This window comes from Curtobacterium sp. GC_Cur_3 (assembly GCF_026544205.1).
Classification (GTDB): domain Bacteria; phylum Actinomycetota; class Actinomycetes; order Actinomycetales; family Microbacteriaceae; genus Curtobacterium.
Genome location: NZ_JALNUI010000008.1, coordinates 96,467 through 108,135, shown reverse-complemented (window position 1 = coordinate 108,135; position 11,669 = coordinate 96,467). Strand labels below are relative to the sequence as shown.

The window sequence follows — 11,669 nt, the reverse complement described above, 5'->3', positions numbered from 1 at the left end:
GCGTGGCGCGCACCGTTCGTGACGCCTGCGGACCTACCCTGTGGGGCATGGCGGGATCCCAGTTCACTCTAGCGGCGTTGGCGACGACGACCGTCCCCGGACTCGAGGTCACGGGCACACGCACGCTCGGCTCGGTCGCCTCCGGCGACTACGAGTCGGCGCTCCTCCACGACTCCGAGGGACGCGCGTCGGTGATCCGGCGTCCGCGCAACCAGCGGGCGGAGGCCCGGCAGTCGGCCGACCTCCTCGCGATCCGGGCGCTGAGCGCCGGGATCAGGTCGCGCCTCCCGTTCGCCGTCCCGGAGTACCGCGGACAGGCGCCCGTCGGGTCGACCCGTGCCATCCTCACCACCTTCGTCCGCGGTGCGCACCCCGCGCTCGGCACGCTCGCCGAGCGCCCGGAGCTGGCGACCAGCGTCGGACGCGCGATCGCCGCCGTTCACGTGCTGCCCACCAGCTTCGTGACGGACGCCGGTCTGCCGTCCCTCACCCCGTTCGAGGTCCTGCGCTCCGCCGTGTCCGTGATGGACCGCGCGGTCGCGACCAAGCTCGTCCCCGCCGCCCTGCAGGAGCGCTGGGAGGGTGCAGCGCGCGACCAGCAGCTCTGGCAGTTCACCCCGACCGTCGTGCACGGCGCCCTCGGCACCGAGGCCCTGCTGGTCGACGGCGACGAGGTCACCGGTGTGCTCGGCTGGGGCGAGCTGCGGCTCGGCGACCCGGCCAAGGACCTGGCCTGGGTGCTCCCCGGCCGCCGTGAGGCCTTCGACACCGTCCTCTCCGCGTACGAGGCGAACGGCGGCGGCCGTGACCGCCAGCTCGCCCAGCGGGCGCGGGTCTACCACGAGCTCGAGACCGCGCAGTGGCTGCTGCACGGGGTGCAGGCGAAGAGCACGGAGGTCGTCGACGACGCCGTCGCGATGATGCACCGGCTGGTCGACGCCGTGCACGCGCCCTCGGCGGCGCCGCTGCAGTCGGTCTCCCCCGAGACGATGGAGATCGGCGAGGTCGAGCAGCTGCTGACGTCGACGGAGCGCCGGCACGGCTAGACGCCGTTCGTTCGGCCGACACGGCGGGTTCGGCTGACTGCCGGTTCGGCTGTCACGGCCGGTTCGGCTGACTGCCGGTTCGGCTGTCACGGCCGGTTCGGCTGACTGCCGGTTCGGCTGTCACGGCCTGGAGGCCCGGGGCGCGTCCGCCCCGCCGGTCCGGTCAGCCCACCGCCTGCTGCCAGGCCCGCTCGAGTCCGCCACGGTCGAGCAGTTCCCGGGGCCGGACCTCGAGGTCGTCGGCCACGAAGTAGAACACGGCGTCGACCTCGTCGATCGGGCGTCCGGTGAACTCGGCGTACGCGACCCGGTACAGCGCGAGCTGGAGCTGCCGTTGCTCGAGGTCGGCCGCTCCCGACGGCGCCTTGCCCGTCTTCCAGTCGACGACCTCGATGCGGCCGTCGATCTCGTAGACGGCGTCGAGCTTGCAGACGACGCTGTGGCCGAGGAACGGGATGTGGATCTCGCGCTCGACCTCCACCGGTGTCAGCTCCGCCCAGCGCGACCGCGCGAACGTGGCCTGGAACTCGCCGAGCCGGTGGGCGTCGTCGTCGCTGACGACCGCGTCCGCCGGGGTCGTCGTGCCCTCGTCCGGGTCGAGGTCGAGTTCGCCGTCCCAGACGTCGAGGGTCTCGAGCGCACCGCCGGACCGACCGCGGGTCTCGACCCACTGGTGGAACAGCGTGCCGAGACGGGTGGCGCGGTAGGGACGCTCGGGCATCGGACGCCGGAGCCGCTCGGCGACCGCGTCGGGAGCGGTGAGGTAGTCCTTGAAGCCCGACGCCGGCACACGGTGCGGCACGACGACCCGGTGCTTGGCGGACCGGGCAGCACGGCGTTCCGCGAGCAGCAGGTCGATGTCGGCCGCGTACCGGCCGGACGCGCCGGGGTTCGCGTTGCGCACCCGGTCGGCAGCGGCCAGCACGCGGGGTGCCCGGTCGCCGAACGGCACGTGCGGCCAGGTCTGGGTCGCGCCGGCGTCGCCGAGGGGGTTCGCCTCGTGGACGGTGGTCTCCGGGATCGCCGCAGCCGGCAGCACCTCGGCCTCGACGAGATCAGCGAGGTACCGGCTGGGCATCGTGGGCTTGACGCCGCCCGCCCAGAACGAACCACTGACCAGGAGCTCGTGGCGTGACCGGGTCAGGGCGACGTAGGTCAGACGGCGTTCCTCGTCCTCGTTGCGGGCCTTGACCTCCTCCTTGAAGGCCTCGATCGCCAGGGTGACGTCCTTCTGCGAGTCGTGCCCACGCCAGGCGAGGCGCGGGAGCTCGTCGGCGTCGCCGCGGAACTCGTAGGGCAGCCGGCCGAACCCGATCCAGCCCGAGGACCCCTCCTGCGGCCGGGCGGGCAGCGCGCCCTCGACCATCCGGGGCACCGCGACGGCGTCCCACTCCAGGCCCTTCGACCCGTGGATGGTCAGGATCTGCACCGTCCCGCCCTCGGGCTCCTCGGACCGCGGCCCCATGTCGTCGCGGCGCGCGGCGGCGTCCACCCAGCCGAGGAAGGCGCCGAGGTCCGCGCGGTCGTCCGTGCCGACGAACCCGGCGAGCTCGTCGACGAAGGCGTCGAGGTAGGCGCTGCTGCCCTGCTCGTGCGCCGCGACCTCGATGTCGAGGTGCATCTCCTGGATCACGAGCGTCACGAAGTCGACGAGGTCCCCGGCGGCACGGGAGCGGAGCGCCGCGAGCTGCTGGCCGAGCCGCCGCATGCGGTCCCGCCCGGCGTCCGTGATGCCCTGCAGCGCGCCGTGGTCGTCGGGGGCGACGGCCACGAAGTCGAGCGCGTCGACCACGGAGCCGTGCTCCCCCGCCGCGACCGAGGCCCGGAACGCGGCGGTGACGTCGTCGTCGAGCCGCTGCTGGGTGTGGTCGCGCTTGAACAGCCAGCTCGCGAGCGCGTGCAGGGCGGCCACGTCGGCAGCACCGACGCGCCACCGGGCCCCGGCGAGCAGGCGGATGAGGTCGTTGCCGGCCGCCGGGTCGTGGAGGACCCGCAGGCACGCCACCAGGTCGACGATCTCCGGTCGCTGCAGCAGCCCGCCGGTGCCGAGGACGTGGAACGGCACGCCACGGTGCGTGAACGCCGCGGTGAAGGCCGCCAGGTCCTTCCGCGCCCGCAGCAGGAGCGCCATCGACCCGGACGGGTTCCGGCGTCGGTGGTCCTCGAACCACGCGGCCACGGCGAGCGCCTCTTCCGGGAGCGTCTCCGTGAAGACGACGTCGACCGTGCCGTCGTCGGCGCCCGGCCGCGGCGACAGGCGCTCGACGTCGACCTCGGACGCCTCGGACAGCGGCGACACGACGGCGTTCGCGGCGGCGAGGACGTCGACCGGGTTCCGCCAACTCGTCGACAGCGCGAACGTGTGCGCCGTCTGCTCCCCGTCCCCGCCGAAGTCGCGGGGGAAGCGGGCGAGGTTCGCGGCGCTCGCCCCGCGGAAGCCGTAGATCGACTGGTGCGGGTCGCCGACCGCCATCACCGCGTGCTCGCGGAAGAGCCGGGCGAGGAAGCGAGTCTGCACGACCGAGGTGTCCTGGTACTCGTCGAGGAGCACGACGCGGAAGCGCTGCCGCAGGTCCGACACGACCCGCGGGGCGGCCTCGGCGGCGGCGAGCGCGAGGGCGATCTGGTCGGAGAACTCGACGAAGCCGCGGTCGACCTTCTGCCGACGGAACTCCGCGACCAGGTCGGTCAGGGGCTCGAGCGCGCCGATGGCCGCGACGGCAGCGGTGACGGCGGCGTAGGGCTTGCCGCGGTTGCCCGGCAGTTCGAGGAGCTCGGAGAACTCGATGGCGAACCGGCGCAGCTGCTCGGGTTCGACGAGGTGCTCGGACGCGGCGCCGGCGAGCGACACGACGGCCGCGGTGATGGTGTCGACGTTCCGGTCGAGTCCGGCGAGGCGGTCGTCCCGTGCAGCCACGACCACGCGGCGCGCGAGCTGCCACGCCGATGGCTCGGTGAGCACCTGGGACTCGCCGTCCCGGCCGACGAGCAGTGCGTTCTCGCGGAAGACGCTGTTCGCGAAGGCGTTGTAGGTGGAGACCGTCGGCGCTTCGAAGGCGTCACCGGGGGCGATCAGCCCGGCGTCCTCGAGCGCACGGATGCGGTCGTTGATGCGGATGGAGAGCTCGCCAGCGGCCTTGCGGGTGAACGTCAGCCCGAGGACCTGGTCGGGGCGCACCAGGCCGTTCGCCAGGAGCCAGACGACGCGGGACGCCATCGTCTCCGTCTTGCCGCTGCCGGCTCCGGCGACGACGAGGGCCGGTGCCAGCGGGGACTCGATCACGGCGCGCTGCTGCGCGGTCGGGCGGGGACGGCCGAGCGCGTCGGCGATGGTGTCCGCGTCGCGCGCGGGCGGTCCCGCCGTCGCGGTGTCGGTGTGCGTGTCGGTGTGCGTGTCGGCGTCGGTCACGACCAGGTCCTCGTTCACCATGTGACCTCCCCGACGACGTGGATCCGGCACTCGACGCCGGTGCGGGCCTTCTCGCAGTGGTCGTCGACGTTGGCGATGAAGGTGCGGTCGGCCATGCCGCGGGCGACCCCGTGCAGACGCTCGCGGTAGGCCTGGCGTGCATCGGGGTCGAAGGCCTGCTGGGTGCGCTCCGAGTAGGCGTGGCCGCCCTTCGGGTTCTGCACGAACACCAGCCGGGCGTCGGCCATCGGTGACCCGGCGGGCACGCCCTCGACGGCGCCGTCCTCGACCGCGAGCTGGTACGCGCCGAGCTGCGGGTGCTCCGGCATGTCGTTCTTCTCGCTCGGCATGCCGCGGCCCGTCTTCAGGTCGACGACGCTCACTCGGCCGTCGGGGTCGATCTCGATGCGGTCGATGCTGCCGCGCATGCGGGCGGGGCCGGTGACCAGCGCGAACGAGGTCTCCGCACCGAGCAGCCGGCGCCCGACGCTGGCGAAGGTGCGGAGGTAGTCGCTCAGGCCCTCGATCATCCGGCGGGTCCTGGCGCGCTCGCGGTCGGCGATCCACGGCGACTCGAACGTCAGCTCGCCCCAGCGGGACTCCACGCGCTCCCAGAGGGACTCGACGTCGACCTCGGTCGCGTGCTCCATGGCCTCGTGCACGATCGTGCCGATGCCCATCGCGGGGCTCGGGGCCCCGCCGCCGAAGGTCTGCACGAACCAGTGCACCGGGCACTCCTCGAAGGTGCCGATCCGCGACGGCGAGACGGAGACGGTCGGGGCGACGTCCTCGCCGGTCACGGGGTCCTGCTCGGGGTCGGCGGTCAGGTCGACGAGCGGGTCCTCGGTCGTGGGCTCCGCGGTGCCGTACCAGTCGTCGGGTGAGGCCCCGGGGACGTCCTCGGCTGCCAACCGGGCGAGGCCCGAGGCCGCCTCGTGGTCCCCGGTGGTCACGACGCGCCGGCGCAGGGTCCCCGCGAGGCCGCGGAGCGAGAGCGGGTGGGCCGACGGCTGCCGGTCCGGCGGGACGGGGACCAGCCGGACGAACGGCGACGGGCTCTCGTCGTCGTTCGCGATCGTGCCGATGACCACCTGCGTGGTGGCGCGGGACACGGCGCGGGCGAAGAGCCGGAGCTCGTCGGCGACGACGGCCGCGCGGTCGTCCACCGGCGTCTGTTCGAGCCCGTCGGCGGCGCGGACCAGGCCGTCCGGGTCGAGCAGGCTGCCGCGCACGCGGGTGTTCGGCCAGACGCCGTCCTGCAACCCGAGGACCACGACGACGTCGCACTCGACGCCGATGGTCGCGGAGGGCGTCAGCACGCGGACCCGTCCGGCCGTCCGGTCCGGGCCGATGCTGTCCTCGGCCAGGTCGGCGCCGAGCAGGTCGTCGATGAACACCCGGGCTGGGGCGTCGGGGGTGCGCTCGACGAACCGCTTCGCCGCGGTGAACAGCCCGACGACGGCGTCGAGGTGCCGGTCGGCCTCGGCGGCTCCGACGCCGCCGGCGAGCGACTGCCCACCCCAGACCTTGGCCAGGCCGCTGCGCTCCCAGAGGCCCCAGAGGATCTCCTCGATGCTCGCACCGGTGTCGGCGTCCGTCCTCGCCTGCACCAGGCTGCGGGCCAGCCGGGTGGCGCGACGGGCGAAGGCGGCGTCGACCGTGGCGAGCCGCTCCGGGGCACCGAGCGCGTCGACGAGCAGTTCGTCGGCGGTCCTGGTGCCCCCGCCCGCGAGCTCCTCGCGCCGCAGCGCCAGCCGGAGTCGTCGCATCGCGAGGGTGTCGAGCCCACCGAGCGGACCCGTCGCGAACGCGGTGGCCAGGTCGGCGTCGAGGGGCAGCACGCCGAGTGCCACCCCGGCGGCGTCGAGGAGCGACCGCGCGGCGGAGTCGTCACGGGGTCGGGTGGGGGCTGCTCCGGCGGTGGCGGGGACCTCGGCCACGGACAGGGCCCGGACGAGTTCGGGGATCGCCGCACCGCTGCGGGTGACGACGACCATCGCGTGCCACGGGACGCCGTCGAGCAGGTGGTGCTCACGGAGTCGCCGGGCGACGGCCACGACGAGCGCCGATCGGCTGCCGCCCTCGAGGTGCAGGACGGAGTCCCCGCGGCCGTCCGTCCGGCTGGCGACCGCGGTGCGCTGCCGACCGGCCGCCGCCGCACCCACGCGCCCGGTGATGCCCGTGACGAGCTCGCGGATGGGAGCGGGGTGCCGGTGCACGGTGCCGAGCACGACGTCCTGCACGTGGTCGACTCCGAGGCGGGACGCCAGTCGACCGAGCACGTCCGTCTCGGCGCCCCGGAAGGCCGAGGCCGCGATGTCGGGGTCACCGAACGCCACGACCTGCACGCCGGCACGGGCGAGGGCCCCGAGGAGCGCGACCTCGCCCTCGACGAGTTCCTGGGTGTCGTCCACCACGAGCAGCCGCAGTGCCGCGACGGCCGGGGGCAGCTCGCCGCGGAGCACGGCGGCGGTCGCGAAGGCCACGAGCTCCGCGGCGTCGAGGCTGGTCGTGCGGAAGGCCGTGAGCGCCGCGCGGTACTCGTCGACGAGGTCACCGACGGCACGCCACTCGGGTCGGCCGTGGTCGTCCGCGAGCTCCCGCATGTCGTCCGGCTCGACCCCGGCCGCGACGGCGCGCATCATGACGTCACGGAGCGCGGTGCGGAAGCCGGCCCGCTCGCGGACGACCGCGGTGATCGGGTCCGGCCAGTGCGGTCCGGTGCCGTCGGCGTCGTGCCCTGCGAGCAGGTCGCCGAGGATCCGGTCCTGCTCCCCGCCCGTCAGGAGCGTCGGCGCCGGCTGCCCCTGCCGGGCGGCGGCATGGGTGACGATCTGGAACGCCAGGGAGTTCACGGTGCGGGCGAGCGCGCCGGGGGTGACGCGCTCGACGGTGGCGGCGAGGCGGTCACGGAGCCCGGTCGCCGCGGTGCGCGAGGACGTCAGCGCGAGGACGGTCGCGTGCCCGTCGGCGCTGACGGCGTCCGGACGCCGGAGCCGGGCGGCGACGAGCCGCGCGAGCGTCGAGGTCTTGCCCGTTCCCGGGGCGCCGATGACCGCCGCGTGCACGCCGTCGGGCAGGGCCAGCACCTCGGCCTGCGCGGGGTCGTCCACGAGCGCGCGCGACACCTGCGTCGGCGCGGGAGCTGGCGTCAGCGTGGTCGTGGGCACGTGCGTACGGTACCGAGCGCGACCGACATCCCCGGGCACCGCGCCCGGGCCGGAGCGAGCGCTGCCGTGCGCCCGCGGCGAACGTGCGGGACCGGTCCGAGCTGCTCGGATATGGTGAGCACGTGGACATCAAGATCGGCATCATCAACAGCCCCCGCGAGATCGCCTTCGAGTCGAAGCAGACCGCTGAGGAGATCGAGAAGGCCGTCTCCGAGGCGCTCACCTCCCAGACGCACCTGGCCCTCCAGGACGAGAAGGGCCGCAAGTACGTCGTGGCCGCAGCAGCCCTGGCCTACGTCGAGTTCGGCTCGGAAGAAGCCCGTCGCATCGGCTTCGTCGCCTGACCGACCCCGCCTGACCCATGGAGCTCCTCTTCGCCGTCCTCGGTGGTGTCATCTGCGGTGCCGTCGCGCACCTCGTGCTGCCGTGGCACTCGACGCGCGGACAGCTGCTCGGCCCGGTGGTCGGCGGCATCACGGCCGCCGTCCTCTGGGAGGTCCTGACCTGGGCGGGCTGGCGGTACGACGCCACCTGGATCTGGGTCGTGGCGCTGGTGGGCGCCGGCGTCGTCGCGCTCGGCGCGGAGTGGCTGCTCGGACGCCGCCGCACCGCGGCTGACGTCGCGTACTACGAGGCCGCCAAGGCGCGCGCCGGACGCACCGTCTGACGGACCCGGCACGGGGCGGCCGCTACGCGGTGAGCCCGAGGGCGTCCATCCGGCGTGTGTGCGCCGCGATGAGCTCGGTCCAGACCGGCTCGAGCCGCTCCTGGTCCTCCCGCGCGTGCGACGCCAGCGCCGAGCGGGCGACGAGCAGCGTGTCACCGACCAGTCGACGGCCCCACATCGCCAGGCGCGACGCCACCTGGGGCTCCTCGTCGATGCGGGCACTGAGCTCCTCGACGACGGCGGCGGCCTCGCGCGAGTCGAACACCGTGCGCAGGCGCTGGCGGACGTCCGCCGGCAGCGAGCGCAGCAGGTTGGCGAACAGGTCGTTGAGGATGCCCGCCGTGACGTAGCCGGTCAGCATCGACTCGTACCAGTCCGCGCCGCTCGTCCGTTCGAGGAAGCGGTCGATCGCCTGCCGGTGCGGAGCCATCAGCTCGGCGGGGTCCTCGCCCATCTGCTCGATCTCGGCGACGATCGACCGGTGCCGCTCGAGTGCGGTGGTCGCGAGGACGCCGGTGACCAGGCGGCCGGAGAGCGTCGGGGCGCCGGCACCGGCACGGCCCATCGTCTCGTACAGCGACAGCTGGAGGTAGGCGGCCTGGCCGAGGAAGACGTCGAGCTCCGGGCTGACGTCGTCGAGCTGCAGGCGCTCCACCTGGGCAGCGTTCTTGGGGTTCCGCGACGCGAGCCACGCGGCCGCGAGCTGCGCCGCGCGCTTCCGGTTCCACCACGACACCACGCGACAAGCATAGGGGGAACGACCGGAGGGCTCTGCGCGCCGGTAGACTGCCCGGGACTCCCCGATAGGACAGGGTGACCTTTTTGACTTTCTCAGACCTCAACATCGAGCAGGACATCGTCGATGCCCTGGCCGGCAAGGGCATCATCGAGCCCTTCCCGATCCAGGAGCAGACGATCCCGCTCGCCCTCACTGGCCAGGACATCATCGGCCAGGCCAAGACCGGTACCGGCAAGACCCTCGGGTTCGGCCTCCCCCTCATCCAGCGCCTCGGCACCGATCCCGCGCACGGCGTCAAGGCCCTCGTCGTGGTCCCGACCCGCGAACTCGCGGTGCAGGTGGCCGAGGACCTCGAGCTCGCGACCTCGAACCGCCCGACGGCGGTCGCCGCGATCTACGGCGGCAAGGCGTACGAAGGCCAGGTCGAACAGCTCAAGGCCGGCGCGCAGATCGTCGTCGGCACCCCCGGGCGCCTCATCGACCTGCAGCGTCAGCGTCTGCTCGACCTCTCGCACGTGCAGGAGATCGTGCTCGACGAGGCCGACCGCATGCTCGACCTCGGGTTCCTCTCGGACATCGAGCGGATCTTCCAGGCCGTCCCCGACGTGCGCCACACGATGCTGTTCTCGGCCACGATGCCGGCGCCGATCGTCGCGCTCGCTCGTCGCTTCATGTCGCGTCCGGTGCACATCCGCGCGACGGACCCCGACGAGGGCCTCATGCAGGCCAACATCAAGCACCTCGTCTTCCGTGCGCACTCGCTCGACAAGGACGAGGTCATCGCCCGCATCCTCCAGGCCGAGGGCCGCGGCAAGACCGTGATCTTCACCCGCACCAAGCGTGCGGCGGCGAAGCTGGTCGAGGAGCTCAAGGACCGCGGCTTCAACGCCGCAGCCGTCCACGGTGACCTCAACCAGGAGCAGCGCGAGCGCGCCATGGCCGCCTTCAAGGCCGGCAAGCACGACGTGCTCATCGCGACCGACGTCGCCGCCCGCGGCATCGACGTGGACGACGTCACGCACGTCATCAACCATACGATCCCGGACGACCCCGACACCTACCTGCACCGCGCCGGCCGCACCGGTCGCGCGGGCAAGACGGGCATCGCGGTCACGTTCGTCGACTGGGACGACCTGCACAAGTGGACGCTCATCGACAAGGCCCTCGAGTTCGGCATCCCCGAGCCCGTCGAGACCTACTCGTCGTCGCCGCACCTCTTCGAGGAGCTCGACATCCCCGCCGGCACGAAGGGCCGCCTGCCCGGCTCCTCCTCGCACGCCGCGACCGCCGGCGCACCCGCGCAGCGCACCGGCAGCGCACGACCGCCCCGGGAACCGCGCGAGTCGCGTGAGTCGAGCGACTCGCGTCCGCGTCGTCGCACCCGCCCAGGAGGCTCCGACCGGCCAGCAGCATCGGCTCCGGAGTCGAAGCCGGAAGCCCAGAGCACCGGTCCGGACAGCACGGACGGAGAGGCCGCCGCCACCAAGCGGCGTCGCCGCCGTCGTCGTCGCGGAGCCGGCGCGGGGGGCGAGGCGACCGCCTCGTCGCCGCAGCCGGCGTCGGACGGCGAGTAGCGCCTCCCGGCAGAAGGGCCCGTCGCTGACGCGACGGGCCCTTCGTCGTTCCCGCGTGCCGGGCCGAGTCTCGCCCAGGCGGGCAGTCCGCGCGGACTGCGACCCGCGCGGTGTCCGCGGGGCCGAGCCTCGGTCAGATCAGGACAGGCGCGAGCCGGGCCCGACCACGGGCTCGCTGCCGGTGGCCTGCGCGACGATCGCGTCGAAGGAGCGCCGGGCCGTGCGGTGTTCGCCGAGGCGGTTCGGCTTGCCGGTGCCGTGGTAGTCGCTCGACCCGGTGACGAACAGGCCGTAGCGGTCGGCCCACTCGAGGAGCGTGCGCTTGCCGTGGGCGACGTTCTCGCGGTGGTCGACCTCGACGCCGCCGAGGCCGGCGTCGACGAGCTCGCGGAGGTCGTCCTCGTCCATGACGACCCCACGCGACGAGGCGGCCGGGTGCGCGATCACGGGCACCCCGCCGGCAGCGCGGATGAGTTCGACACCGCGCAGGGGTGAAGGGGCGTCGTGCGGTTCGTAGTAGCCGGAGGCCGGGTGCAGGATGCCGCGGAACGCCGCGCTCCGGTCGGGCTCGAGCCCGAGGGCGACGAGGGCGTCGGCGATGTGCGGACGACCGATGGTCGCGCCCGTGCGGGCCTGCGCGAGGACGTCGTCCCACGTGATCGGGTGGTCCTGCCCGATGCGCTCGACCATGCGCCGGGCGCGGGAGAGTCGGCCCTCGCGGATCCGCGCGGTCTCGGCGGCGAGGCCCGGGTCCGCCGGGTCGACCAGGTAGCCGAGGACGTGGACACTGCGGTACCCGACGCGGGTGCTGAACTCGAGGCCCCGGACGAGCGTCATGGGGAGTTCGCGCACCGCTGCGGCGGCCTCGTCCCACCCCGACGTGGTGTCGTGGTCGGTGAGCGCCACGCCGTCGAGACCGGCGGCGGCGGCTGCCCGGACGAGTGCTGCGGGCGGTTCGGTGCCGTCGGAGACACTCGAGTGCGTGTGCAGGTCGATGAACGGATCAGGCACGCCGCTGATCCTATCCACAGGTCAGGGGACGCACTGACCGTCGACCGGCCTCG

Annotated in this window: 8 protein-coding genes; 4 read left to right on the top strand and 4 right to left on the bottom strand. The window is 73.7% G+C overall.

Going from position 1 to position 11,669, the window contains the following annotated elements; translation table 11 throughout:
• Positions 1–47: 47 nt before the first annotated feature.
• Positions 48–1,046, top strand: a complete 999-nt coding sequence (locus tag OXR63_RS06095) for a phosphotransferase (RefSeq protein ID WP_267420942.1) — start codon at positions 48–50, stop codon at positions 1,044–1,046.
• Between the two features lie 163 nt (positions 1,047–1,209).
• On the opposite strand, the gene OXR63_RS06090 is transcribed toward OXR63_RS06095, so the two are convergent.
• Together OXR63_RS06090 and OXR63_RS06085 are read right to left on the bottom strand one after the other, a co-directional pair.
• Positions 1,210–4,476 (bottom strand): ATP-dependent DNA helicase, encoded by a 3,267-nt coding sequence (locus OXR63_RS06090; RefSeq protein ID WP_267420941.1) that lies wholly within the window; start codon positions 4,474–4,476, stop codon positions 1,210–1,212.
• Positions 4,470–7,625, bottom strand: a complete 3,156-nt coding sequence (locus OXR63_RS06085; RefSeq protein WP_267420940.1) for an ATP-dependent helicase — start codon at positions 7,623–7,625, stop codon at positions 4,470–4,472. Before OXR63_RS06085 ends, OXR63_RS06090 begins: the two co-directional genes overlap by 7 nt.
• Before the next feature lie 122 nt (positions 7,626–7,747).
• On the opposite strand from OXR63_RS06085, the gene OXR63_RS06080 reads away from it, so the two are divergent.
• Together OXR63_RS06080 and OXR63_RS06075 are read left to right on the top strand one after the other, a co-directional pair.
• Positions 7,748–7,969: a DUF3107 domain-containing protein gene (locus OXR63_RS06080; RefSeq protein WP_071271723.1), complete on the top strand. Its 222-nt coding sequence runs from the start codon at positions 7,748–7,750 to the stop codon at positions 7,967–7,969.
• Between the two features lie 17 nt (positions 7,970–7,986).
• The gene (locus tag OXR63_RS06075) at positions 7,987–8,292 is read left to right on the top strand and encodes a hypothetical protein (RefSeq protein ID WP_267420938.1); all 306 of its coding nucleotides are present in this window, start codon (positions 7,987–7,989) and stop codon (positions 8,290–8,292) included.
• Positions 8,293–8,314: 22 nt separating this feature from the next.
• Here the strand turns inward: OXR63_RS06075 and OXR63_RS06070 are convergent, their stop codons facing one another.
• Entirely contained in the window at positions 8,315–9,031 is a 717-nt protein-coding gene (locus tag OXR63_RS06070) for a ferritin-like fold-containing protein (RefSeq protein WP_267420935.1), read from the bottom strand.
• Between the two features lie 83 nt (positions 9,032–9,114).
• On the opposite strand from OXR63_RS06070, the gene OXR63_RS06065 reads away from it, so the two are divergent.
• The gene (locus OXR63_RS06065; protein WP_267420934.1) at positions 9,115–10,605 is read left to right on the top strand and encodes a DEAD/DEAH box helicase; all 1,491 of its coding nucleotides are present in this window, start codon (positions 9,115–9,117) and stop codon (positions 10,603–10,605) included.
• A gap of 138 nt (positions 10,606–10,743) precedes the next feature.
• Here OXR63_RS06065 and OXR63_RS06060 read toward each other — a convergent pair whose 3' ends face one another.
• Positions 10,744–11,616: a PHP domain-containing protein gene (locus OXR63_RS06060; RefSeq protein WP_267420932.1), complete on the bottom strand. Its 873-nt coding sequence runs from the start codon at positions 11,614–11,616 to the stop codon at positions 10,744–10,746.
• Between the last annotated feature and the right edge of the window lie 53 nt (positions 11,617–11,669).

Coding starts and splice junctions, on each gene's coding strand:
- OXR63_RS06095 (WP_267420942.1), top strand. CDS start 48: ATGGCGGGATCCCAGTTCACTCTAGCGGCGTTGGCGACGACGACCGTC.
- OXR63_RS06090 (WP_267420941.1), bottom strand. CDS start 4,476: ATGGTGAACGAGGACCTGGTCGTGACCGACGCCGACACGCACACCGAC.
- OXR63_RS06075 (WP_267420938.1), top strand. CDS start 7,987: ATGGAGCTCCTCTTCGCCGTCCTCGGTGGTGTCATCTGCGGTGCCGTC.